The sequence below is a fragment of the Planomonospora antibiotica genome, assembly GCF_014647955.1.
Taxonomy (GTDB): Bacteria; Actinomycetota; Actinomycetes; order Streptosporangiales; family Streptosporangiaceae; genus Planomonospora; species Planomonospora parontospora.
This window is the reverse complement of sequence record NZ_BMQE01000002.1, coordinates 187,791-211,762: the sequence shown is the minus strand read 5'-3', so window position 1 is coordinate 211,762 and position 23,972 is coordinate 187,791. Positions and strand designations below refer to the sequence as shown.

Sequence of the window (23,972 nt, the reverse complement as noted above, 5' to 3'; positions counted from 1 at the left end):
GTTGGGGCGCCTTTTCGGCACCGACGGGGTACGTGGGGTCGCGGGTCGCGACCTCACGGCCGAGCTCGCCATGGACCTGTCCGTGGCCGCAGCTCATGTCCTCGGCGACGCCGGGGCGTTCAGCGCCGCCGACGGGCGGTCCGGTGCCTCACCGGGCCGCCCGATCGCCGTCGTGGGCCGGGATCCCCGAGCCTCAGGAGAATTCCTGGAGGCAGCGGTGGTCGCCGGCCTCGCGTCGTCCGGCGTGGACGTCCTCCGGCTCGGCGTGCTGCCCACCCCGGCGGTCGCATACCTGACCACGGCTCTCGGAGCCGACATGGGCGTGATGATCTCCGCCTCCCACAACCCCGCCCCGGACAACGGGATCAAGTTCCTCGCCCGCGGCGGCTTCAAGCTGCCCGACGCGGTGGAGAACGAGATCGAGCAGCGCCTCGGCGAGAAATGGGACCGTCCCGTCGGCGCCGGGGTCGGCCGCGTGCGCGAGGCGTACGGCGAGGCCGACCGCTACGTGTCCCACGTGCTGTCCACCCTGCCCGGCCGGCTCGACGGCCTGAGCGTCGTCCTCGACTGCGCCCACGGCGCCGCCCACGTGGTGGCCCCCGAGGCGCTGATCCGGGCCGGGGCGAAGGTCGAGACCATCGGGGCCCGGCCCGACGGGCTGAACATCAACGCCGGGGTCGGCTCCACCCACCTGGACAAGCTCCGGCAGATCGTGGTCTCCCGGGGCGCGGACGTCGGGATCGCCTACGACGGCGACGCCGACCGCTGCCTGGCGGTGGCGCACACCGGCGAGGTGATCGACGGCGACCAGATCATGGCCGTGCTGGCCGTGGCCATGCACGCCGAAGGCCGGCTGGCGGGTGACACCGTCGTCGCCACGGTCATGTCCAACCTGGGGTTCAAGCTGGCGATGCGGAACGCCGGGATCGACGTGATCGAGACCGCGGTGGGCGACCGCTACGTCCTGGAGGCCATGCGTGAGGGCGGTCACAACCTCGGCGGTGAGCAGTCCGGACATGTGATCATGCTCGACCACGCCACCACCGGCGACGGCCTGCTGACCTCGCTGCACCTGCTGTCGGCCGTGGTCCGCGAGGGCAGGCCGCTGGCGGAGCTGGCCTCGGTGATGACCCGGCTCCCGCAGGTGCTGGTCAACGTCAAGGGCGTGGACCGCGCGAAGGCCTCGGTGCCGGAGCTGGCCGCGGCCGTGGCCGAGGCGGAGAGGGAACTCGGCGAGACCGGCCGGGTGCTGATCCGGCCGAGCGGCACCGAGCCGATGATCCGCGTCATGGTCGAGGCGGCTTCGGCGGAGCAGGCCGAGCAACTGGCGGGCCGTCTGGCGGACGTCGTCCGCACGGCCTGCGTGTGACCCCGGTGAGCAGGACCGGTGCCCTTCGCGGGGGCCGGTCCCGCTCCGGTGGAAGGGCCCCGGAACGCTCCCGGAAGACGGAACCGCGTTGACGCGCCGACCGTGAATTCGACATATTTGCCGACATGGTCTCTCTACGTCCCCTCGCGGGAGTGGTCCTTGCCTCCGCGCTTCTGACCGGTTTCACCGCAGCACCGGCCAGCGCCGCGCCCTCCACCGCGACCGCAACGGTCTCCTGGTCCGAGGCGGCCGGGACGGCGACGGCGGCGGCACGGCCCCGCAACGGCAGGATCCTCTACGACCGCATCAGCGGCGGCCAGGGCACCCTGAAGGTCAAGAACGGCACGTCGCGGGACGCGGTCGTCACCCTCGTCCGGGGGAGGAGCAAGGCGATCAGCGTCTACGTCCGGGCCCGGTCGACCGCGAAGGTCAACGACGTCCGTGACGGCACCTACCGGATCTTCTTCACCAGCGGCTACCGGTTCAGCGTCTCCAAGGGCAGGTTCGCCCGGGGCGCCTCCTACCAGAAGTTCAACGACCGGCTGAGGTTCACCACGACCTCCACCAGCGCCACCATCTGGACGCTGACCCTCAACCCGGTCAGGGGCGGCAACGCCCGCACCAGCGGCGTCAACCCGAAGGACTTCCCGGCGTAACCGCCCCCGTCCCCCGTACGGCCCGCACGTGCTCCGCGCGGGCCGTACCCGCCTCCTGCGGCCCGCACGTGTTCCGTGCGGGCCGTACCCGTTCACGATCCGGCGCTTCGCCCTCGCGGGCGAACGCGCGGGGATCCTCGACCGGATGCGGGTGCCGCTAAGGGGCCGCGGACCGGCTTCCCCCGAGGGCGGACGACAGCGGGAACACCGCCACGACCTCGAAGCCGCCGTCCGGCCGGGGGCCGTGACCGATCGTCCCCCGGTACAGCTTGACGCGCTCGGCCATGCCGACCAGGCCGTGCCCGCGGGGCGCGCCGGGCCGGGCGGGCGGGCGGCCGTCGTCGGTGACGCGCACCGTCAGCTCGTCCGCGCCGTAGGCCAGGGTCACCTCGGCCCGTGCGGGGCCGGCGTGCTTGAGCACGTTGGTGAGGCACTCCTGGACGATCCGGTAGACGCACAGATCCAGTCCCGGCGGCAGGGGCCGCGCCGTGCCGGTGATCCGTACGTCCACCGGCACGCCGGCGGTCCTCAGCCGCTCGGCGAGCGGGCCCAGCCGCCCGACCCCGGGTGCGGAGGCGTACTTCTCCTCGTCGCGGTCACCGCCGTCACCGCTGCCGCTGTCACCGCTGCCGCCGTCGACGCGGAGCAGGGACAGCAGGCGGCGCAGTTCCTCCATGGCCTCACGTCCGGTGTCGGCGATCGTGGTCAGCGCCTCCCGGGCCGTCCGGGGATCGGAGTCCACGACGTAGGAACCGAGGCCGGCCTGCACCGACATCACCGAGATGTGGTGGGCCACGATGTCGTGCAGCTCGCGGGCGATCCGCACCCGCTCCCGGGTGACCGCCCGCCGTTCGCGGTCCTCCTGCTCCTGCCGGAGCTGCTCGGTCAGCTCGGCCAGGCGCCGGTTGCGATCGGCGAGCCTGCGGTTGCCCAGTCCGAACGCGCAGGTGGCCACCGAGAAGGCCAGCCCCTGGGCGGCGTTGAGCAGCACCGCGCCGTCCGCGGCCATGACCCCGGCCCACCACCACAGTGCCGTCGCCAGGCCCGCTCCGGCGAGCACGGCCGGCAGCGGGCGCTGGACGACGACGGCGTAGAGGGCGAACAGGCAGGAGAAGTTGTCCGCGCTGGGCCGGTAGCCCAGCGCGTGGTGGACCGCGGCGGCGGCGGCGCAGGCGAGCAGCACGGTCAGCGGGGCCCGCCTGCGCACGGCGACGGGCAGATTGGCCGCGCAGGTCAGCGCGGCCGAGACCGCGTCCGGCTCCCGCCACCCGCCGCTGCGGTCGTTCGCCTCCCACAGCAGCGTGAACGCGGTGAGTGCGACGGCGAGCACCGCGTCCACCGTGTGAGGGCTCGTCCTGCCCGCGCGGCCCGCCAGTGCCGCCATCGTCGCCCGCATCTGCGCATGCTAACCAAACCGGGCCGATCGCTCCTCGGACGACGAACCGCCCGAGGGGGTGCGGAGCTCACTCGTCGCCGGTGAGCGAGAAGCTCCGCAGGCGCTGTCCCGCCCAGACGACGGCTCCGACCGTGACGAGCAGCAGGGCCGCCGCGGCGAAGCCGAGCGTGATCTCGGTGGTGAGGAAGGCCGACGACGACACCTGGTCGGCCACCGTCTGGGACCACTGCTGGATGGAGAACCGGCGGGCGCCGGGGACGAAGTTGCCCACCACGCCCTCCCAGATCACCGCGTAGGCGATGCCGATCGTGACCGCGTGCCGGGTGACCGTGCCCAGCAGCATGAACACCGCCGCGTAGGCGACGCCCCCGATCAGGGCGCCCAGGGCGAAGCCCGACGCCACCCCGGACTCCAGGCCGATCAGCAGGTAGGCGGCGGCGAAGGTCGGCACGGCGGCGAAGACCGCGACGACCGAGGCGGCGACCAGGAACTTGGTCTGCGCGATCACCGGCCGGGAGATCGGCTTGGCCAGCAGGTGGACGACCGTCCCGTCGTCGATCTCGGGGGCGATCACACCGGTGCCCGCGATCAGGCCCAGCAGCGGCAGCATGGTGCCGACGGCGAAGGTCTGCAGGAGCATGACCGCGGCCCGCTCTCCGCCGGCGTCGACCACGCGCAGCAGGACGGCCAGGGCGAGCAGCACCGCGGGGAGCAGGACGAGCAGCCAGACCCGGCGGCGGCCGAGCAGCGCCCGGTAGGAGATCTCGGCGATGACACCGTTCATGTCAGCTGCTCCTGTTGATCAGGTAGGAGAAGACGCTCTCCAGGTCTTCGTCGGCCGGGGAGATCTGCCAGATCCGCACGTCCGCGTCCCGCGCCAGGCGGGGCAGCAGCCGGGTGAAACGCCGGAAGTCCACCGCGTGGACCTCCAGGCCGGCCTCGGTGAGGGAGACGGACCCGGCGGAGGCGTCGGCGATCAGGACCGAGGCCAGGCGGCGGTCGTCGCTGGAGCGGACCCGGAACAGGTGCGGCCGGTCGGTCATCCGGCGGCGGATCTCGCGGAAGTCGCCGGAGGCGGCGTGCCGGCCGGCGACCAGGACCTCGATGTGCTGGGCGACGCGCTCCACCTCCTCCAGGATGTGCGAGCTGAACAGGACGGTCCTGCCCTCCGCGCCCATGGAGCGGACCAGGTCCATCAGGTGCATGCGCTGGCGCGGGTCCATGCCGTTGAACGGCTCGTCCAGCAGGAGCACCTCGGGGTCGTGCACCAGCGCGGCGGCGACCTTGACCCGCTGGCGCATGCCCTTGGAGTAGGTCTCGATCCTGCGGTCGGCGGCGGCCTCCATCTCGACCAGCGCCAGCGCCTTGCCCGCGGCGCCCTCCGGGTCGGGCAGGCGGTGGAGCCTGGCGCTGGAGAGCACGAACTGCCTGCCGGTGAGGAAGCCGTAGACGGCCTCGCGCTCGGGCACCAGGCCGATCGAGCGGTAGACGTCGTGGTTGCGCCAGATCGTGGTGCCGTCGAGGGTCACGGTCCCGCCCGAGGGGGCGAGGAAGCCGGCCATCATGTGCAGCAGGGTGGACTTGCCCGCGCCGTTGGGGCCGAGCAGGCCGGTGACGCCGGGGCCGATGGTCATGGTGACGTCGTTGACCGCCACCACGTTGCCGTACCAGCGGGAGACCTGGGCCAGTTCGATGTTCATCGCGAGGCCGCCTTCCGGTAGCGGATGACCAGGGCGGTCACCGAGAGTGCGATCAGCCCGAGCATGATCGTGATCGCGGCCGCCACGCCGATCCCGGTCGGGTAGGAACCGGGCGCGGAGGGCTCGGCGCCGAAGATCCCGACCTGGACGGCCGCGTCCACGAGGAAGAACGGGTTGATCAGCCAGGCCCAGGCGGCGGCGTCGTAGTCGTTGACCGACTCCATCACCGCGGCGACGACGGTCGAGACTCCGGAGGCGAGCAGGTAGAGCGCGATGACCGCGGCGACGCCGAGGCCGCGCCGGGGGGTGAACGAGGCGACCGCCACCCCGACGCAGGCCAGCAGCACCGCGTAGCCGACCGCGCCCGCCATGCTCGTCAGGTAGCCGCCGGTGTCCGGAGGACCGGGCAGGTCCACGACCAGTTCGCCGATGAACAGCGTGGTCAGCGGTACGGCCAGCAGCAGGAACATCGCGGCCGCCATCGCCGCCAGCTTCGCCCCGACGTAGTCCCAGAGCGTCACCGGGCGCGACAGGTAGAGCGGCAGCACGCGGAAGCGCAGGTCGGGCGCGACGGTGTACGGCGCCTGCGCGGCGAGGAAGATCGCGAGCACGGCCTGCATCATGACCGCGTACTCGGTGTAGCCGGCCATCTTCTGCTTGGCCACGGCCATGACCGCGATGGAGACCACGGCCGGCAGCATCATGACGCCTGCCAGCAGGAAGGGGATGATCTTCGCGCGGGCCGGGCGGCCGAGGCCGAAGACCCCGCGCAGGGTGTGCACCGCCAGCGCCGCGGTGGCGGGTCCGCGGCCGGTGCGCGGGCCGTCGTAGTGGCGGTACCCGATGTCGTGGATGACGCCGGCGGGGGCGCCGCCGAGGATCGGGGTCCCGGGTGAGAGGTCAGACATCGGCGGGCTCCCTGAAGACGTCCTCGATGCGCTGGCGGCCCTGTTCCATGCGGATGAGGCTGAGGTCCAGGTCGCAGACGGCATCGCGGACCGTGTCGTAGGTCTCCGGGGCGCGCACCTCGACGAGGAGCGTGCGGCCCGCGGCGGTGACGGTCTCACCCAGTCCGGCCAGGCGCGCGGCGAGCACGTCCCGGCCCTCCTCGACCTCGACCGTGACGGTCTGCGTGGCCTGGGTGAACTCGGAGATGGCGGAGGAGCGCAGCAGCGTGCCGCCGTCGATCACGATGACGTGGTCGCAGATCCGCTCCAGCTCGCCGAGGAGGTGGGAGGTGACCAGCACGCTGATCCCGAACTCGGTGCCGATCCGGCGGATCAGGGCGAGCATCTCGTCGCGGCCCTGCGGGTCGAGCCCGTTGGTGGGCTCGTCCAGGAAGACCAGCTTCGGGTCGTGCACGAGGGCCTGGGCCAGCTTGACCCGCTGCTTCATGCCGGTGGAGTAGCCGCCCATCGCGCGGTAGCGCTCCTCGTACAGCCCCACGTGGCGCAGCACGTCGGCGGCGCGCTCACGGGCGGCGGTGCGCGGCAGCCCGGACATCCGGGCCAGGTGCACGGTGAACTCGGTGGCGGACAGGTCGGGGGGCAGGCAGTCGTGCTCGGGCATGTAGCCCACGACCCGGCGGATCTCGGCGCCCTGCGCCGTCACGTCCATGCCGAGCACCTGCGCGGTCCCCTCGGAGGGTTCGAGCAGGCCCAGCAGGATCTTGATGAGCGTGGACTTGCCCGCGCCGTTGGCGCCGACCAGTCCGGTCACTCCGGGACCCACGGTGACGGTGAGCCGGTCGAGCGCCGTCACCCGGGGGAATCGCCTGCTGAGCCCCTCGGTGGCGAGGATAGTCATGATCGGACACTATCCGCCGGGGGCCGCCGCCGCCTCGGCCGTCCGGACGACCCGACCCTCGTCCGTAAGGTCGGGGAGAACCCTGACCCCGGACAGGGGTCAGACGCGGCGCAGCCGTACCCGGCTGATCGAGTGGTCGGCGCCCTTGCGGAGCACGAGGCCGGCGCGGCCCCGGGTGGGGGCGATGTTCTCGACGAGGTTGCGCTCGTTGATGTCGCGCCAGATGTCCCTGGCGAACGCGGTGGCCTCCGCGTCCGACATCTCGGCCAGGTGCCGGAAGTAGGACTTGGGGTCCTCGAAGGCGGTGCGGCGGAGTTTGTGGAAGCGGTCCACGTACCAGTCGCGGATGTGCTCGACCTTGGCGTCCACGTAGATCGAGAAGTCGAAGTAGTCGTTGACCGCCAGCGCGGTCGGCGGGGCGGGCTGCAGGACGTTGAGGCCCTCGACGATGAGGATGTCCGGCCGTCGCACGGTCTGCACGGCGCCCGGCACGATGTCGTACTCCAGGTGGCTGTAGACCGGCGCGGTCACCTCGGGCAGCCCCGCCTTGACGTCGGCCACGAACCTGACCAGGGCCCGCCGGTCGTAGCTCTCCGGGAAGCCCTTGCGGTGCATGATGTCCCGCTCGGCGAGGACCCTGTTCGGGTACAGGAAGCTGTCGGTGGTGATCAGCTCGACCCGCGGGTGCTCCGGCCAGCGGGCCAGCAGGGTGTGCAGGAGCCGGACGGTGGTGGACTTGCCGACCGCGACGCTCCCGGCGATGCCGAGGATGTACGGCGCGGGCTCCCGGCCGGCGCCGAGGAAGGTGTTGACCGCGGCGTTGCGCTGCCTGGCCCCGGTGAAGTGCAGGTTGAGCAGCCGGGTCAGCGGCAGGTAGACGTCGGTCACCTCGGCCAGGTCGATCGGGTCGTCGACGCCCCGGAGCTCCTCCAGCTCGTCCTCGGTGAGCGTGAGGGGAGTGTTCTTGCGGAGCTCGCTCCACTGCTCCCGGCTCAGTTCCACGTACGGCACGGCCGCGTCCCACCCAACTGCCATGGTCCGCAAGCCTACTGACCGGCCGGACACGCCCCGCCGCCGGGCTCCGCCGGGTTTCCGGGCCGCGCCCGGTCGCGCCCGGCCGATTGTCGACATGTGCCCTATGACCGGCCGATGACTCGGGATTAACGTGGCGTGAACCCTCCGGACCCAGGGAGCCGCGCCATGGACCGTCGTCGTTTCCTCGCCGGATCGGCAGCCCTCACCGCGGTCGGGGCGGCCGGCCCGTTCGCCGGGGTCGCCCGGGCGGGGCGGAACGGGGAGCTCCGCCCCGGGAGCGGGTACGGGCCGCCGGTCCCGGTCCCCGACGAGCGGGACGGCGCGGTCCGGCTGCACCTGCCCGAGGGGTTCCGGTACCGCTCGTTCAACCCGGCCGGCGAGGCGTTCACCGACGGCACGGCCACCCCCGGCAGGCACGACGGCATGGCCGCGTTCCGGGGGCCGCGCGGGACCGCGATCCTGGTCCGCAACCACGAGGTCAACGGTCCCGTCGGGGCGTTCGGCGACCCGGCGAAGGCCTACGACCCGGCGGCCGGCGGGGGTACGGCGACGCTCCAGGTCACCCGCGACGGCCGGGTGCTCCGGTCCGGGCCCAGCCTGACCGGGACCCAGATGAACTGCTCCGGCGGGCCGATGCCCTGGGGCGCCTGGGTGAGCTGCGAGGAGACCGTGAACGGGCCGGACGTCGGCGACGACTTCACCGGCCAGGACAACGGCAGGCTTCAGCGCAGGCACGGCTACATCTTCGAGGTGCCGCTCGACGGCCGGGCGGGCGGGCCGATCAGGAGCGCCGGGCGGTTCGCGCACGAGTCGGCCGCGTTCGACCCGGCGAGCGGGGCGGTCTACCTCACCGAGGACAACTTCGCCTTCGCCTCGGGCTTCTACCGCTACCTGCCGCCGAGGCATCCGCTGCGCGCCGGGCGGATCCTGGACGGCGGCCGGCTCCAGATGCTCGCCGTACGGGGCGAGCCGGGCAAGGACCTCTCGCTCGGGCAGCCCGCCGGGGCCTGCTACCGGACCTCCTGGGTGGACATCGAGGACCCCGACCCGGAGTTCACCGGCAGGCCGAGCAACGACACCGCGATCCAGGCCGTCGGGAACCAGGGGCGGGCCCGGGGCGCGGCGCTGTTCTCCCGGCTGGAGGGGGCGGTCCACCACCACGGCACGATCTACTTCGTCTCCACCCAGGGCGGCGCGACCGCCTCCGGCGACAGCCCGCCCGGCGGGTTCGGCAAGGGACGGGGGCAGGTCTGGGCGTACGAGACGTGGAGCGGCCTGCTGCGGCTGGTCTACGAGTCCCCCGGTTCGGTCGTCCTCGACCTCCCCGACAACGTCACCACCAGCCCGCGGGGCACCCTGGTGCTGTGCGAGGACGGGGGCGGCGACAACTACCTGCGCGGTCTGACCCGGCGCGGCGAGATCTTCGACTTCGCCCGGCTGGCCCCCGTCGCGGGCGACGCCGGAGCCGAGTTCGCCGGCTCCACCTTCGGCCCCGGCGGCCACACCCTCTACGTCAACGTGCAGTCCTCCCAGGGCGTCAGCTTCGCGATCTGGGGCCCCTGGCGGCGCGGCGGCTTCTAGCGTCCGGCACCGCCGCGCCGGGACAGGGACGACGGCGTTTCAGCGTCCAGGTGTGAGGAAGCGGTGCGGACCGTCCGCAGGGGAGGCGGCGGCCCGGTTCCGGAGGCGGGCCGCCGTACCGCTCCCGGGCGGCCGTACCGCTCCCGGGCGGGCGAGGAGTGACCAAGGGCCCTGGCGGGACGGGACCGCCTCCTCTGCCGGGCGGGGGCTCCGGAGGGGCATCCTGGGGTCACAGGCCAGGACCGGAGGATCACACGATGTGCAACTACTGCGGCTGCCGGGACTTCCCGCTGATCGGCAGGCTCTCCCAGGAGCACTGGGAGATCGGGGAGACCGCCGGGGCGCTGCGCCGCGCGATCGGCGAGAGCCGGTACGGCGACGCCGGGGCGCTCCTGGACGAGCTGCTCGCGCAGCTGCTCCCGCACACCGCGACCGAGGAGAGCGGGCTCTTCGCCGAGCTGCGCGAGGAGGGGTCGCTGGCGGAGGAGGTCGACCGGCTCTGCGCCGAGCACGACGAGATCCACGGGGTGTTCGGCGGGATCGACCGGGCGGATCCGGACTGGCCCGCCGTGCTGGAGGCGATCGGGAAGCTGCACCGCCATATCGACCACGAGGAGCACGGGCTGTTCCCCGCGTCGATCATCATGCTGCCGATCTCGGCCTGGGACCGCATCACCCCGGAGCAGCCCGTCGCCGGATGAGGCGCTCCGGGGCCCCGGCCTCCGGGAGGCGCACGGTCCCCGCCCCCGCGGACCGTGCGCCTCCCGGGGTCCGGGTTCCGGACAGCAGCGCGCCGGACCGGTCGTCGGCCGGGCACGCGGTGGCCGGCGGCCCGGGGACGGGGGAAACGGCGGGGGAACCTCCCGGCGGCCGGTTAGCCTGGGCGGGTGATCGTGGGGATCGGCGTGGACGTCGTGGACGTGGCCAGGTTCGGGGCGACGCTGGAGCGGACGCCCGCGCTGCGGGCGCGGCTGTTCACCGAGCGGGAGCGCGATCTGCGGCTGGAGTCCCTGGCCGCGCGGTTCGCGGCCAAGGAGGCCGTCGCCAAGGCGCTGGGGGCCCCGCCCGGGCTGCTCCACGTGGAGGCCGAGGTGGTGACCGCCGAGCACGGCCGTCCGGAGCTGCGGGTGACCGGCCGGGCCGCCGAGGTCGCCGCGATCCTGGGCGTGGTCCGCTGGCACGTCTCGCTGACCCACGACGGCGGTGTCGCCGTCGCCTACGTGATCGCGGAGGGCGGGGCCCCGTAGATTGGGCGGAATGCGGACGGCATACACCTCTGACCAGATCAGGGCGGCCGAGGCGGCGCTGATGGCGACGCTGCCCGAGGGCACGCTGATGGAACGCGCGGCCGCCGGGCTGGCGGCGGCCTGCGCCCGGATGCTCGGCGGCACGGCCGGCCGGGTGTACGGCTCGCGCGTCGTGCTCCTGGTGGGCGGCGGCGACAACGGCGGTGACGCCCTGTACGCCGGGGCCCGGCTGGCGGCCCGCGGCGCGCGGGTGGACGCGGTCCTGGCCGGGTCGCGGGCGCACGCGGCCGGGCTGGCGGCCCTGCGCCGGGCCGGCGGCTGGGTGCTCGAACTCCGGAGCGGTCCCGCGGCGGACCCCGGGGCCGCCTCCTCGGGCGGCGGGGTCGTCCCGCCGGGCGCCGGAGCGGGCTCGCCGGACGGCCGGTTCGAGCGGGTCCGGGCGCTGGCCGGGGCGGCGGACCTGGTCGTGGACGGGCTGGTCGGCATCGGCGGGACGGGGGCGCTGCGGGAGCCGTACGCGACGCTGGCGCGGATCACCGCCGGCGCCGCCTGCGCCGTCGTCGCGGTGGACGTGCCGAGCGGGGTGGACGCGGACGACGGGCGGGTCGAGGGGGAGGCGGTCCGGGCGGACGTCACGGTCGCCTTCGGGGCGCTCAAGGCCGGGCTGCTGGTCGATCCGGGCGCGGGGTACGCGGGCCGGGTGGAGCCGGTCGACATCGGGCTGGGGCCGTACCTGCCGGACGCCGATGTGGCCGCGCTGACCGGTGGGGACGTCGCGCGGCTGCTGCCGAGGCCGGACGCGCGGTCCGACAAGTACCGCCGGGGGGTCGTCGGGATCGTGGCCGGGAGCCGCCGCTACACCGGCGCGGCGGTGCTGTGCGTGGGGGGCGCGGTCCGCGGCGGGGCCGGCATGGTGCGGTACGCGGGCGCGGCCGAGCCGGTGGCCGGGGTGCGGGCCCGCTGGCCGGAGGCCGTGGTCACCGAACTGGCTCCGGGCGAGGGGGCCGGCGGGGTGGGCCGGGTGCAGGCGTGGGTGCTCGGGCCCGGCCTCGGCACGGACTCCGGCGCCTTCGCGGTGGCCCGATCGGTGCTGGCGGGCGATCTCCCGGTGCTGGTGGACGCCGACGGCCTGACGCTCCTCGCCGAGGACCGGTCGCTGCTCCGGCGCGACGCCCCGACGTTGCTCACCCCGCACGCGGGCGAACTGTCCCGGCTGCTGGGCGTGGACCGGGCGCGGATCGAGGAGCGGCGGCTGGAGCACGTACGGCGGGCCGCCGCGGAGCTGGGCGCGACCGTGCTGCTGAAGGGGTCGACCACGCTGGTCGCGCAGGAGGGACGGCCGGTCCGGGTCAACCCGACCGGCAGCCCCTGGCTGGCCACCGGCGGCACCGGCGACGTGCTGGCCGGGCTCGCGGGCGCCCTGCTGGCGGCGGGGCTGGACTGCTACGACGCGGCCTCGTGCGCGGCGTACCTGCACGGCGTCGCCGGGCAGGACGGGCCGCTGGCCGCCGGGGACGTCGCCGAGGCGCTTCCGGGCGCGGTGAGGCGGGTGGTGAACGGGCTCCGGCACGAGGACCGAGCTGCCAAACTGGAGGGATGAGCTTCCCGATGACCCCTGCCGAGGCGCGGGTGGACCTCTCGGCGATCCGGGCGAACGCCGCGCTGCTGCGGAGCAGGGCGTCCGGGGCCCGGGTCATGGCCACGGTCAAGGCGGACGGCTACGGGCACGGCATGGCGGCCTGCGCGCGGGCGGCCCTGGAGGGCGGCGCCGACCGGCTCGGCACCGCCTACGTCCGGGAGGCTCTGGCGCTGCGGGCCGAGGGCGTCACCGCGCCGGTCCTGTCGTGGCTCATCCCACCGGGGGAGCCGCTGGAGGAGGCCGTCGCCCGGGACGTGGAGCTGGCCGCGGGCGCGCCGTGGCTGGTGGACGAGATCGCGGCGGCGGCGGGCCGGGCCGGGCGCCCGGCCCGGGTGCACCTGAAGGCCGACACCGGCAACGGGCGCGGCGGCGCGACCGCCGCGGACTGGCCCGCGCTGCTGGACCGGGCGCTGGCCCGGCAGGCGGAGGGGACGGTGGAGATCACCGGTCTGTGGTCGCACCTCGCCTGCGCCGACATCCCGGGCCACCCGTCCGTCGCGGCCCAGCTCGACGCCTTCGACGAGGCGCTGGCCGTGGCGGAGAAGGCGGGGGCGGGGGGTTCGCACGTGATCCGGCACATCGCCAACTCCGCGGCGGCGCTGGCGGTCCCGCGCGCCCGCTACGACATGGTCCGGCCGGGCATCGCGCTCTACGGCCTGAGCCCGATCCCGGAGCTGGGGGATTTCGGACTCCGCCCGGCGATGACGCTGGTGGCGCGGTTCGCACTGGTCAAGCGGGTGCCGGAGGGTTCCGGCGTGTCCTATGGGCACCTTTATGTCACAGATTGTGAAACCACGCTTGGTCTTGTCCCCCTCGGGTATGCGGACGGCATCCCTCGGCACGCCACCAACCGGGCGGAGGTGCTCGCGGGAGGCCGCCGGCGGCGGATCGCCGGTCGGGTCTGCATGGACCAGTTCGTGATCGACGTGGGAGACGACCCGGTGACGGAGGGAGACGAGGTGGTCCTGTTCGGCGACGGTTCCCGGGGTGAGCCGACCGCGCAGGAATGGGCGGATTCCCTCGGCACGATCACGTATGAGATCGTGACCGGGATCGGTTCACGCGTACCGCGCGTTTACCGGTAAAGGGGGTGCGCGATGGCTACCACGACACGACGCAGGGTCGGGATCGCGAGTGCGGTCTTCGGTGCGGCGTCCGCCGGAGTGGCGGCGGCCGCCTTCGCCAAGCGGTACGCCGTGGGCAGGATCAGACTCCGCCCCGACCTTGAGGCGAGCGAGCCGCTGGGCGAGCTGCGGGGCAGGCCCGTCACGATCACGACCTCCGACGGCGTCTTCCTGCACGCCGAGGTCGACGGGCCCGAGGACGCCCCGCTGACCGTGGTGCTCTGCCACGGTTACACGCTCAACCTGGACTCCTGGCACTACCAGCGCCGCGACCTGCGCGACTCCTACCGCCTGGTGCTGTGGGACCAGCGCTCCCACGGGCGCTCGCAGCGCACCCGGGTCGACGACTCCACGATCGACCGGCTGGGCGAGGACCTGTACGAGGTCGTCCAGGAGCTGGCCCCGGGGCCGTGCGTGCTCGTCGGACACTCCATGGGCGGCATGACGATCATGGCGCTCGCCGACCGGCATCCCGAGCTGTTCGGCGAGCGGATCAAGGGCGTGTCGCTCATCTCCACCTCCGCCGGCAAGCTGGCCGAGGTCTCGCTGGGCCTGCCCGCGCTGCTCTCCAAGGCGGTGCACATGATCACTCCGAGCACGGTGGCGCTGCTCGGCCGCCGGGGCTCGCTGGTGGACAAGGGCCGCCAGGCCGGCAGTGACGTGGCCTTCCTGGTCCTGCGCCATCTGGGCTTCGGCGACTCCGAGAACGTCAGTCCCACCGTGGTCGACTTCGTCGAGTCGATGATCCGCTCGACCCCCTTCGAGGTGATCGCGGACTTCTACCCGGCGCTGATGTCGCACGACAAACTGAGCGCGCTGGGCGTCCTGGACGGCGTGCCGACCTCCATCGTGGTGGGCGACGGCGACTGGCTGACGCCGGTGGAGCACAGCAAGGCGATGGCCGCGGCCCTGCCGCGCGCGTGGTACACCGAGGTGCCGGACAGCTCGCACCTGGTGCAGCTGGAGCGGCCGGGTGCGGTCAACGACGCGCTGCGCGACCTGCTGAAGCGGGTGGCGGCGGACGCCGAGGACGCCGCGGAGCAGTAGCCCTCCGGTCCGGGCGGACCGGCCCGCCGGGGAGCGGCCGGACGCGGAGGGGCAGCGGCTCGGTACGGATAGAGGTTCGGCACGGGCAGAGGCTCGGTACGGGCAGAGGTTCGGTACGGATAAAGGCTCGGCACGGGCAGAGGCTCGGCACGGATAAAGGCTCGGCACGGGCAGAGGCGCGACATGAGCAGCGGCTCGGCACGGGCGGAGGCGCGACATGAGCGGAGGGGAGTGAGCGGTGAGGATCGTGGCGACCGCCGAGGAGATGCGGGAGCTGGGCGCGGAGCTGGCCGGGCTGCTGCGGCCGGGGGACCTGGCGGTGCTCTCCGGCCCGCTGGGCGCGGGCAAGACGACCCTGGTCCAGGGCATCGGCGAAGGGCTCAAGGTGCGCGGCCCGATCACCTCGCCGACCTTCGTGATCGCCCGGGTGCACCCCTCGCTGGTGGACGGCCCCGCCCTCGTGCACGTGGACGCCTACCGGCTCGGCGGCGACCTGGAGGTCGACGACCTGGACCTGGACGCCTCGCTGGAGGACTCGGTCACGCTCGTCGAGTGGGGCGAGGGCCTGGTCGAGGGGCTCGTCGAGGACCGGCTGGAGATCCGGATCGACCGGGGGGAGGCGGACGACGAGCGCACGGTACGGCTCCGCGGGATCGGTGCCCGCTGGGAGACGGTTCCCTCCCACTTGGTATAGATCATCATCACTGATGATCGACTCTGGCGCTCTTGCCCATGTTTAATGGGGAACAGGCGGGAAGTCGTGTCAGCCGAGGGTCGTCGGCCGGACTGCGGAGTGGAGTGCGACGGTGCCAAGGGTCAAGCGTGTCGCTGTTCTCGGGGCCATCGCCCTGATCGGGATGACCGGTTGCACGGCCGAGCCGGAGACGGAGAACGCCGCGGCGACCTCCTCGCCCGCCGTCACCGCGACGGGGGCCGGCCGGGTCGACATCGAGATCCAGCTCCAGCCCGCCCGGGCCGAGGCGGGTGACAAGGTCTGGGTGCTGGCGAACTGCCCGATCCCCCAGGGCGGTCCCGAGCACCGCGGCACCGCCTCCTCGGAGATCTTCCGCACCCCCGTCACGCTCGACCCCATCCTGGTGACGCCCACCCCCGCCCCCGAGGGCACCGCGACGCCCACGCCTCGCCCCTGGGTCCGCGGGCAGGCCACGATCGCCGACGGCGTCGAGCCCGGCGTCTACGACGTCAACGCCCGGTGCGAGGGGACCAACGACACCGGTACGGCCGACCTGCGGATCGTGGCGGACAGCACGCCCAGCGCCAAGCCGACCACGACCCGCAAGCCCGTCAGCACCAAGGCCCCGCACACCGGCGGCGGCGGCACCGCGGCCGGCGGACCGGACGACTCGGGCATGCCGATGGGGACCACCGGTCTGCTGCTGGCGGCGGCCCTGGCGGGCGGCGTCGGCTTCGCGGTCGTGCGGCGCCGCCGTTCGTAGGTCCCGATGGCCGATTCCCCCCGCTGGTCACGGATCATCGTGGCCGGAGTCCTCACCGGCGCCGTCATGGTCGCGTTCGGCAAGGGCGGCACCGAGGACGACGAGCCCGTCCGGGCCAAGGTGGTGCCCAGCCGTCTGGAGATCCCGTCGCTCGGCGTCAAGGCGCCGCTGATGAAGCTCGGCGTGACCGACGGAGAGGTTGAGCTGCCGCCGTATGAGAAGCCGGACGTCGCCGGCTGGGTCACCGGCACCGCGGTCCCCGGCGACGAGGGGCCCGCGGTCATCCTCGGGCACGTCGACACCAAGGACGCCCCCGCCGTCTTCTACAAGCTCAAGAACATGCGCGAGGGCCAGGTCATCAAGGTCGCGCGGAGCGACGGCCGGACCGCCCAGTACCGCGTCGACTCCATCGAGCAGGTCTCCAAGGACGACTTCCCCGCGGACAAGGTCTACGTGGAGGACGGCCTGCGCCTGATCACCTGCGGCGGGCGGTTCGACTGGGACCGGAACGAGTACGCCGACAACGTGATCGTCTACGCCACCCTGGTGAAGCCCGCCGACCCCGGGACCTGACGCCGGAGGGCGACGGCCTTCCGCCGGAGGACCTGCGCACGGGCCTGCGCACGGGCCTGCGCACGGACCTCTGCACGGGCCTGCGCGCGGACCTCTGCACGGGCCTGCGCGCGGACCGCGCCGGGCCCGCACCCGGTCCGGCAGCGGGCCCGCGTCCGGGCTTCGGTGCGGGCCGCGCCGTACGACGGGCTAGGCTTGACGACCGTGCTGGTCCTGGCCTTTGACACCGCGACCCCCGCCGTCACCGCAGCGCTGCACGACGGCACGAGGGTCCTCTCCGAGTCGACCACCGTGGACGCGCGCCGCCACGGCGAGCTGCTCGTGCCCGCGATCGAACGCGTCATGGCGGAGGCCGGAGCCTCACTCGCCGACGTCACGACGATCGTGGCGGGCTCCGGCCCCGGTCCCTACACCGGCCTGCGGGTCGGCCTGGTGACCGCCCAGGCCCTGGCCACCGCCCTGGGGGTGCCCGCGTACGGCGTGTGCACGCTCGACGCCCTCGCCTACGGCAGCGGCCTGTCCGAGCCGTTCCTGGTCGCCACCGACGCCCGGCGCAGGGAGGTCTTCTGGGGCCACTACGCCGACGCGCGGACCCGGCTGTCCGGGCCCGCGGTGGACAAGCCCCAGGACCTGCCCGGCGATCTGCCGGTCGTCGGCGCCGGCGCGCGGATGTACGCCGAGGTCGTCGGCGCCTCACGGCTGGCGGACGCGCCCGAGTACCCCGGTGCGGGGGCGCTGGCCGCGCTGGCCGCCGCGCAGCTGGGGCAGCCGGATCTGGCGGAGGTCGTGGCGGCCGGCACGCACCCGGTGCTGAGCCCGCCCCGTCCGATCTACCTGCGCCGTCCCGACGCCCAGGTGCCCTCCGCGCCGAAGAAGGTCACCAGGTGAGCGAGGGGCCCGGCACGGGTGCGGCCCCCGGCGGGGACACCGGGAGCGGCGAGGAGACCGGGGGCGCCGGGGGCGCCGGGGGCGCCGGGGGCGCGGTGCTCCGGCGGATGACCGCAGACGACCTGCCGGCGGTGATGGAGCTCGAACGGGAGACCTTCCCCGCCGACGCGTGGAGCGAGGGCATGCTCCGCGGCGAGCTGGCCGACCAGCCGCGGACCCGGCACTACGTGGTGGCCCTGACGGGCGACAGGATCGTCGGCTACGCGGGCCTGGCCGCCGCGGGGGACCAGGCCGACGTGCAGACCATCGCCGTCTCCGCGGGCCACCGCAGGGCCGGGATCGGCGGCGCCATGCTGGCCGAGCTGCTGGCGGAGGCCGTACGGCGGGGCGCCCGCTCGGTCTTCCTGGAGGTCCGCGCCGACAACCCGGAGGCCCAGGCGGTCTACGACCGGTTCGGTTTCGAGCGGATCGGCCTGCGCCGGGGCTACTACTCCGACGGCACCGACGCGATCATGATGAAGAAGGATCTCAATGCGTGACGAACCTCTGGTCCTGGGGATCGAGACCTCCTGCGACGAGACCGGCGTCGGCATCGTGCGGGGCCACACCCTGCTGGCCAACACGATCGCGTCCAGCGTCGAGGAGCACGCCCGCTTCGGCGGAGTCGTCCCCGAAGTCGCCTCCCGCGCGCACCTGGAGGCGATGGCGCCGACCGTCGAGCGGGCCCTGGAGCAGTCCGGCCTGCGCCTGTCCGACATCGACGCGGTCGCCGTGACCGCCGGTCCCGGGCTGGCCGGGGCGCTGCTCGTGGGCGTGGCGGCGGCGAAGGCCTACGCGCTGGGCATGGGCGTGCCGCTCTACGGGGTGAACCACCTGGCCGCCCACGTGGCCGTGGACCAGCTCGAACACGGCGCCCTGCCCAAGCCGTGCATCGCGATGCTCGTCTCGGGCGGGCACTCCTCGCTGCTGCTGGTGCCGGACGTGGCGCGGGAGGTGATCCCGCTCGGCTCCACGGTGGACGACGCCGCCGGTGAGGCGTTCGACAAGGTGGCCCGGGTCCTCGGCCTGCCCTTCCCGGGCGGACCGCACATCGACAGGGTGGCCCGGGAGGGCTCCGGCACGGCCGTGGCGTTCCCCCGGGGCAAGTACGACGACGGGACCCTGGACTTCTCGTTCTCCGGCCTGAAGACGGCCGTGGCGCGGTGGGTCGAGGCCAGGGAGAAGGCCGGTGAGCCGGTCCACGTGCCCGACGTGGCGGCCTCGTTCCAGGAGGCCGTGGTCGACGTGCTGACCCGCAAGGCCCTGGCGGCCTGCCGGGAGCACGGGGTCGCCGACCTGCTGATCGGCGGCGGCGTGGCGGCCAACTCGCGGCTGCGGGCGCTGGCCCAGGAGCGTTGCGAGGCGGCGGGGGTCCGGGTGCGCGTCCCCCGTCCGGGCCTGTGCACCGACAACGGCGCCATGGTGGCGGCTCTCGGCTCGGACCTGGTCGCCGCCGGGGTGTCCCCCTCCCCGCTGGACATCCCGGCCGACTCCTCCCTGCCGATCACCACCGTCCACGTCTGAGCCGCCCGTCCACGTCTGAGCCGCCCGCCCGTGCCTGCCGCCCGCCCGTGACCGGACCGTTCGGGCCGACCGGACACCCGTTCCGGTCCCTGAGGGTGAACCGCTCTCAGCCGAGGACGGGCTCGCCGGCCGGGTGGAGGGAGAGCGCGGGATAGTCGGTGTAGCCGCGGTGGTCGCCGCCGAAGGCCGTGCTGAAGTCGGGCTCGTTGAGCGGCGCGCCCAGACGGAGGCGGAGCGGCAGGTCGGGATTGGACAGGAAGTACTTGCCCAGCGCCACCAGGTCCGCGCCCCGGCCCAGCCACCGGTCCGCGGCCTCGGCCGGGTGGGCGGCCGAGGGGTCGTTGACGATGAGCGCGTTCGGCCACAGGTCGCGGATCCGCCCGTCGATCTCCTCGGAGCCGCCCGCCAGGTGGTGCACGTAGACGAGATCGAGTTCGGCGAGGGCGGACAGCAGCGCCGGGTATACCACGTGGGCGTCGTCCTCCACGAGGTCCTGGGCGCCGGTGGCGGGGGAGATGCGGATGCCGACGCGGTCCGCGCCGATCGCCTCCACGACCGCCCGGGCGGTCTCCACGGCGAACCGGATCCTGCCCTCGACGGATCCGCCGAAGCGGTCGTCGCGCAGGTTGGCGTTCTGCGACAGGAACTGGTGGATGAGGTAGCCGTTGGCGCCGTGCAGCTCGACCCCGTCGAAACCGGCGTCCACCGCCCGCCGGGCGGCGTCCGCGAAGTCCTGTACGGTCGCCTCGGCCTCGGCGGTGGTCAGCTCCACCGGGACGGGGAGGTCCTGCATGCCGTTCGGGGTGAACATCTGCTCCGCGGCCCGTACGGCCGAGGGCGCGACGGGGAGCGCGCCGGTGTTGTCGGGGTGGCCGATCCGGCCGGCGTGCATGAGCTGGGCGAAGATCCGGCCGCCCGCCGCGTGCACGGCGTCGGTCACCTCGCGCCAGCCCGCGACCTGCTCGTCGGTGTGCAGCCCCGGCGTGTCCATGTAGCCCTTGCCGGCCGGGCTCGGCTGGATCCCCTCCGTGACGATCAGACCGGCCGAGGCGCGCTGGGCGTAGTAGAGGGCGGTGAGGGAGGAGGGGATCCCGTCCACGTAGGCCCGGGACCGGGTCATGGGGGCCATCACCAGGCGGCTGGGCAGCTGGAGGCGACCGAGTTCGAAGGCGCTGAACGGCATGGCTCTTCCTTTCTTGGGCGACCAACTTGGCCGACCAATGGTTAGTTCTACAACTTGGCCGACCAATATGCAAGCGGTAGGCTGTGCCGGGAAAGGGAGGCGGACATGGCGGAGCCGATGACGGCGGAGGAGACGGCCTACCCGACGGCGTGCGGCACGGAGGACCCCGACGGGCTGAGCTGCCTGATGGCCCAGACGGCGCGGGGCCACCGGGTGCTGCTCGCCGCGCTGCTGGCGGAGATCGACCTCTACCCGGGGCAGGACCGCGCCCTTACCGCCCTGTGGGAGAACGGGCCGCAGTCGCAGAACGCGCTGGCCAGGATCCTCGGCATCGACGTGTCCACGATGACCAAGATGCTGCAGCGCCTGGAGCGGAGCGGGTTCGTCAGCCGGAGCCCGTCCCCCGCCAACCGCCGCATCAGCATCGTGAGCACGACGCCGGCGGGTGACGCCCTCCGCCCCGAGGTGGAGCGGGTCGCGACGGAGCTCCACCGCCGGATGACCCGCGGGCTGACCCCCGGACAGGTCGAGACGCTGCTCTCGCTGCTGGGCGTGGTGCGGGAGAACGTCTGCCCCGAGGCGATGTCCGGCGAGGGGGCCTGCGCCCTCTGACGGCGGGCTCTCAGCGTTCCCGGCCTGCGGGTCGTTACCTCCCGCGGTGGCCTCTCGGCGTTCCCGGCCGTGGGCTCGCCGGCGGACGCCTCCGGGGCCCCGGCCTCCGGCAATGGAAGGGCCCCGGTCCTCCACCGTGAGGACCGGGGCCCGGAGAGCCGTACCCGGACGTCAGTCCTTCGTGCGGGTGGGCCGCAGGAGCGCCTCGGCCAGGGCGAGCATGGTCTCCTCCAGCGCGCCGAGGCGGCGGGTGAGATCGGTGCGGACGGGGTCCACGATCTCACCGAGGGCCTCGGCGAGCTGCTCGCGGTCGGGCTGGGCGCGGAGCATGTCGGCCAGCGGGGCGAGGGCGGCCTCGGCCTGGGCCAGGCGCTCGTCCAGGGTGTCGAAGCGCTGCTCCTGCCCGTCGGTCTGGGCGGAGATGAGCTCGCCGACGCGCTTGTGGACCTCGCTGATGTTGAGGGTGGCGGGGAGCTGGCTGACCCGCTGGTTGACGGCCTCGACGTGGTCGTCGACGGCCTCCAGCTGCTCGCCGGCCTTCTCCGCGCGGCTGTCCAGCGCGCACAGGCGGGCGTCGACGACGTCGATCCGGCTCGTGACGCGGCCCTCGATGTCGTCGAGGCGCTCGTCGAGGTTGTCCAGGCGGCCGTCGTGGCGGGTGCCGATCTCGCCGATCCGGGTGTCCACCGAGGCGATCCGGGTGTCCACCGAGGCGATGCGGGAGTCCACGCCGCCCAGGCGGGTCTCGACGCCGCTCATCCGGCCGTCGATGTCGGCCAGGCAGCCGTCCGTGGTCTCCAGGCGGCCGTCCACCGAGGCCAGCCGGCCGTCCAGTGAGACCAGGCGGCCGTCCACCGCCGCCAGGTGGTCGCCGATCCCGGCCAGGCGGTCGTCGGAGGTCTCCAGGCGGCCGTCCACCGAGGTCAGGCGGGTGTCGACCCGGTCGATGCGGCTCTCGACGCCGTCCACCCGGTCGTCCACCCGGACCACCGCCTGCTCGACCTTCCCGCTCACCTGCCCGATCGCGTCGAGAAGGCGGCCGACGGCGGTGTCCACGGACTCCCGCACCCCCGCCGCGAGCTCGGCCAGGCCGTTCTCCACCCGTTCGGTGCGCTGGGAGAGCTCGGTGAGCGACTTGTCCAGGCGGGTGAACCGGCCGGCCGCGGCCTCCATGTTCTCCTGGAACTGGCCGAGGCGCCCGGCGAACTCGTCCATCCGGTCGCCGACGCCCCTGGTGCCGTCGAGGATCGCCTGGAGGCGGGTGAGCGCCTCGTCCATGTTCTCGCTGACGGTGCCGAGGTCGGCCCAGAGGCTCGGCAGCTCCTCGACGGGGGTGACCCGCTCTCCGACGGTGTCGACGCGCTGGCCCACGGAGTCGATCCGCTGCCCCACCGCGCCGACGCGCTCGCCGACGGCGTCGACGTGGTCGCGGACCGCCTCGACGTGCTGGGCGAGTCCCTCCGCCCAGGTCGGAGGCCGTACGGCGATGTCGTCCAGGCGGCCGTGGACGGACTCCAGCGTGCCGTTCAGCCCGCCGAGCTCGCGTTCCCTGACCTCGCGCAGCAGCCACTCCATGCCTTCGAGCCGCTGGCGGATCTCGTCCAGCACCGCGCCCTGCGTGCGCTGCTCGTAGACGTGGTCCTGGGCGGCGCGGGCGAGGAGCTCCCGCATCCGGTCGGGGATGGCGGTCTGGCCGCCGGCCTGCAGCAGGGTCTGGTTGGAGTGATCCACCGAAAAGCTCCTTCACTCGCCGACGGTCAGCCGCGCGGTGGGATTGGTCCGGCTGTTGTTAAACGCGGTCGAACCGCTGACGGGAACGACTCCCGGGGCGCAACGATAGCGTCTGGATCAAGGTTTTTCGAATCCGGCTTTAAAAGATCGCGATTGTCGACGGATTTCCCGGATTTACGGTTCCGGGCAGATCAGCACGGGTCGCAAACAAGGACAAAAGGCCTGTCGATGACTCGGGTGAGAATAACCGTTGTGAATTTCTTTCCGGAAAGGCGGAGGTCTTTCCGGAGCCGCTCGACGTCGACCGCGGACCCGCGCTTCTTGATCGTCACGTTCCCGACGCCGCGTTCCCGGAGCGCCGCCCGCAGCCGCTTGAGCGAGAACGGCAGCACCTCGTGCACCTCGTAGCGGGACGCCCACGGGGTCTCCGCGAGGGCATCGGAGGTGATGTAGGCGATGTGCGGGTCGATCAGGCGCCCGCCGACCAGCGCGGCGACCTCCGCGACGAGGTGGGACCGGATCGCCGCGCCGTCCGGCTCGTAGACGTAGCGGCCGATGGGGCCGACCTCCACCGGTCCGAGGCCGGCATCGGGCGTCATCGTCAGGCCGGACGGCAGCATCGTGGCCCGCCGTTCCGCCCCGCCGGCCAGCGCGCCCGCCCAGATCACGGCCTCCTTGACCTCGCCCCGGTGGGAGACCCACTCGGCCTCGGCCCCGGCGGGGATGAACTCGTACGGGATGCCGGGAGCGACCTTCAGGCAGGCCGCCCGCGCCGCGGCGACCATCGCCAGCACCTCGGGCCAGGCCGGGGAGTAGGCCAGGGGGTCGAAGGTCCTGCCGCGCGCCGTACGGCGGGCCGGGTCGGCGAACAGCACGTCGAAGGCGGCCGGGTCGACCGTGTCGGCGCCGGCCGCGCGGACCGTGACGCGGTCGCCGAACCCCAGGGCGTCGGCGTTGGCCCGGGCGACGGCGGCGGTGAGCGGGTCGGCGTCCACGGCCTCCACCGTGCAGCCCGCCCTGGCCAGGGCGAGCAGGTCGCCGCCGATGCCGCAGCAGACGTCGGCGACCCGGGAGCCCGCGGGGATCCGCCGGGCGCGGTGGTCGGCGACCTCGCGGCGGGTGGCCTGCTCCAGGCCGTGGGGGGTGAAGTACATCAGGTCGGCGTCGGCGCCGAACTTCTCCCGCGCCCGCCGCCTGAGCACGGCCTGGCCGAGCGCCGCCGAGGTGAGATCGGCGTCGTAGGTCTTCCTGAGCCGGGTCACGGCCGCCACGGGGTCGCCCCCGGCGAGCTCGGCCGCGGCCCCCAGGGCCTCCTGGCCGCGCGGCGTCAGCAGCTCACGGAATGCGTCAAGGTCCACGCCGCCC

General features: G+C 73.8%; 24 protein-coding genes. 15 read left to right on the top strand and 9 right to left on the bottom strand.

The window, feature by feature from the left end; genetic code table 11:
- Position 1 precedes the first annotated feature (1 nt).
- Positions 2 to 1,369: a phosphoglucosamine mutase gene (gene glmM / locus IEZ06_RS02740; RefSeq protein WP_189235060.1), complete on the top strand. Its 1,368-nt coding sequence runs from the start codon at positions 2 to 4 to the stop codon at positions 1,367 to 1,369.
- 125 nt (positions 1,370 to 1,494) lie between these two features.
- Entirely contained in the window at positions 1,495 to 2,025 is a 531-nt protein-coding gene (locus tag IEZ06_RS02735; protein WP_189235059.1) for a hypothetical protein, read from the top strand.
- Positions 2,026 to 2,182: 157 nt separating this feature from the next.
- On the opposite strand, the gene IEZ06_RS02730 is transcribed toward IEZ06_RS02735, so the two are convergent.
- The 6 genes from IEZ06_RS02730 to coaA all read right to left on the bottom strand — a co-directional run bounded on the left by IEZ06_RS02730 (position 2,183) and on the right by coaA (position 7,962).
- Positions 2,183 to 3,421 (bottom strand): sensor histidine kinase, encoded by a 1,239-nt coding sequence (locus IEZ06_RS02730; RefSeq protein ID WP_189235058.1) that lies wholly within the window; start codon positions 3,419 to 3,421, stop codon positions 2,183 to 2,185.
- Positions 3,422 to 3,488: 67 nt separating this feature from the next.
- Positions 3,489 to 4,205, bottom strand: a complete 717-nt coding sequence (locus tag IEZ06_RS02725) for an ABC transporter permease (protein ID WP_189235057.1) — start codon at positions 4,203 to 4,205, stop codon at positions 3,489 to 3,491.
- A gap of 1 nt (position 4,206) precedes the next feature.
- Positions 4,207 to 5,121: an ABC transporter ATP-binding protein gene (locus IEZ06_RS02720; protein WP_189235056.1), complete on the bottom strand. Its 915-nt coding sequence runs from the start codon at positions 5,119 to 5,121 to the stop codon at positions 4,207 to 4,209.
- Positions 5,118 to 6,029: an ABC transporter permease gene (locus tag IEZ06_RS02715; protein ID WP_189235055.1), complete on the bottom strand. Its 912-nt coding sequence runs from the start codon at positions 6,027 to 6,029 to the stop codon at positions 5,118 to 5,120. The genes IEZ06_RS02720 and IEZ06_RS02715 overlap by 4 nt, the downstream gene beginning before the upstream one ends.
- On the bottom strand, positions 6,022 to 6,927 hold the full coding sequence (locus IEZ06_RS02710) for an ABC transporter ATP-binding protein (protein ID WP_189235054.1): 906 nt from the start codon (positions 6,925 to 6,927) through the stop codon (positions 6,022 to 6,024). Before IEZ06_RS02710 ends, IEZ06_RS02715 begins: the two co-directional genes overlap by 8 nt.
- Before the next feature lie 99 nt (positions 6,928 to 7,026).
- Entirely contained in the window at positions 7,027 to 7,962 is a 936-nt protein-coding gene (gene coaA / locus IEZ06_RS02705; RefSeq protein WP_189235053.1) for a type I pantothenate kinase, read from the bottom strand.
- A 165-nt stretch (positions 7,963 to 8,127) separates the two neighbouring features.
- Between coaA and IEZ06_RS02700 the strand changes: the two genes are divergently transcribed.
- From IEZ06_RS02700 to tsaD, 12 genes are all read left to right on the top strand, one after another.
- Positions 8,128 to 9,543 carry a PhoX family protein gene (locus IEZ06_RS02700; protein WP_189235052.1) on the top strand — a complete coding sequence of 472 codons (1,416 nt, stop codon included), beginning with the start codon at positions 8,128 to 8,130 and terminating at the stop codon, positions 9,541 to 9,543.
- 257 nt (positions 9,544 to 9,800) lie between these two features.
- Positions 9,801 to 10,244 carry a hemerythrin domain-containing protein gene (locus IEZ06_RS02695; protein ID WP_189235051.1) on the top strand — a complete coding sequence of 148 codons (444 nt, stop codon included), beginning with the start codon at positions 9,801 to 9,803 and terminating at the stop codon, positions 10,242 to 10,244.
- A gap of 186 nt (positions 10,245 to 10,430) precedes the next feature.
- On the top strand, positions 10,431 to 10,790 hold the full coding sequence (locus tag IEZ06_RS02690; RefSeq protein ID WP_189235050.1) for a holo-ACP synthase: 360 nt from the start codon (positions 10,431 to 10,433) through the stop codon (positions 10,788 to 10,790).
- Positions 10,791 to 10,800: 10 nt separating this feature from the next.
- Positions 10,801 to 12,390 carry an NAD(P)H-hydrate dehydratase gene (locus IEZ06_RS02685; protein ID WP_189235049.1) on the top strand — a complete coding sequence of 530 codons (1,590 nt, stop codon included), beginning with the start codon at positions 10,801 to 10,803 and terminating at the stop codon, positions 12,388 to 12,390.
- Positions 12,387 to 13,514 (top strand): alanine racemase, encoded by a 1,128-nt coding sequence (alr, locus tag IEZ06_RS02680; protein ID WP_229797733.1) that lies wholly within the window; start codon positions 12,387 to 12,389, stop codon positions 13,512 to 13,514. The genes IEZ06_RS02685 and alr overlap by 4 nt, the downstream gene beginning before the upstream one ends.
- A gap of 12 nt (positions 13,515 to 13,526) precedes the next feature.
- Positions 13,527 to 14,600, top strand: coding sequence for an alpha/beta fold hydrolase (locus tag IEZ06_RS02675; protein ID WP_189235048.1), 1,074 nt, complete (start codon positions 13,527 to 13,529; stop codon positions 14,598 to 14,600).
- Positions 14,601 to 14,838: 238 nt separating this feature from the next.
- The gene (tsaE, locus tag IEZ06_RS02670; protein ID WP_307811643.1) at positions 14,839 to 15,294 is read left to right on the top strand and encodes a tRNA (adenosine(37)-N6)-threonylcarbamoyltransferase complex ATPase subunit type 1 TsaE; all 456 of its coding nucleotides are present in this window, start codon (positions 14,839 to 14,841) and stop codon (positions 15,292 to 15,294) included.
- 163 nt (positions 15,295 to 15,457) lie between these two features.
- Positions 15,458 to 16,057, top strand: a complete 600-nt coding sequence (locus IEZ06_RS02665; RefSeq protein ID WP_189235047.1) for a hypothetical protein — start codon at positions 15,458 to 15,460, stop codon at positions 16,055 to 16,057.
- Between the two features lie 6 nt (positions 16,058 to 16,063).
- Complete coding sequence (locus IEZ06_RS02660) at positions 16,064 to 16,630, top strand: class F sortase (RefSeq protein ID WP_189235046.1); 567 nt, start codon at positions 16,064 to 16,066, stop codon at positions 16,628 to 16,630.
- Between the two features lie 204 nt (positions 16,631 to 16,834).
- Positions 16,835 to 17,518, top strand: a complete 684-nt coding sequence (gene tsaB, locus IEZ06_RS02655; protein ID WP_189235154.1) for a tRNA (adenosine(37)-N6)-threonylcarbamoyltransferase complex dimerization subunit type 1 TsaB — start codon at positions 16,835 to 16,837, stop codon at positions 17,516 to 17,518.
- Positions 17,519 to 17,625: 107 nt separating this feature from the next.
- The gene (rimI, locus tag IEZ06_RS02650) at positions 17,626 to 18,057 is read left to right on the top strand and encodes a ribosomal protein S18-alanine N-acetyltransferase (RefSeq protein WP_189235153.1); all 432 of its coding nucleotides are present in this window, start codon (positions 17,626 to 17,628) and stop codon (positions 18,055 to 18,057) included.
- Positions 18,050 to 19,081: a tRNA (adenosine(37)-N6)-threonylcarbamoyltransferase complex transferase subunit TsaD gene (gene tsaD, locus IEZ06_RS02645; RefSeq protein WP_189235045.1), complete on the top strand. Its 1,032-nt coding sequence runs from the start codon at positions 18,050 to 18,052 to the stop codon at positions 19,079 to 19,081. Before rimI ends, tsaD begins: the two co-directional genes overlap by 8 nt.
- Before the next feature lie 106 nt (positions 19,082 to 19,187).
- Here tsaD and IEZ06_RS02640 read toward each other — a convergent pair whose 3' ends face one another.
- Positions 19,188 to 20,264: an alkene reductase gene (locus tag IEZ06_RS02640; protein ID WP_189235044.1), complete on the bottom strand. Its 1,077-nt coding sequence runs from the start codon at positions 20,262 to 20,264 to the stop codon at positions 19,188 to 19,190.
- 105 nt (positions 20,265 to 20,369) lie between these two features.
- Between IEZ06_RS02640 and IEZ06_RS02635 the strand changes: the two genes are divergently transcribed.
- Complete coding sequence (locus IEZ06_RS02635; RefSeq protein ID WP_189235043.1) at positions 20,370 to 20,876, top strand: MarR family winged helix-turn-helix transcriptional regulator; 507 nt, start codon at positions 20,370 to 20,372, stop codon at positions 20,874 to 20,876.
- Positions 20,877 to 21,047: 171 nt separating this feature from the next.
- Here the strand turns inward: IEZ06_RS02635 and IEZ06_RS02630 are convergent, their stop codons facing one another.
- On the bottom strand, positions 21,048 to 22,607 hold the full coding sequence (locus tag IEZ06_RS02630) for a coiled-coil domain-containing protein (protein WP_189235042.1): 1,560 nt from the start codon (positions 22,605 to 22,607) through the stop codon (positions 21,048 to 21,050).
- A gap of 191 nt (positions 22,608 to 22,798) precedes the next feature.
- Positions 22,799 to 23,965 carry a class I SAM-dependent methyltransferase gene (locus IEZ06_RS02625; RefSeq protein WP_189235041.1) on the bottom strand — a complete coding sequence of 389 codons (1,167 nt, stop codon included), beginning with the start codon at positions 23,963 to 23,965 and terminating at the stop codon, positions 22,799 to 22,801.
- Between the last annotated feature and the right edge of the window lie 7 nt (positions 23,966 to 23,972).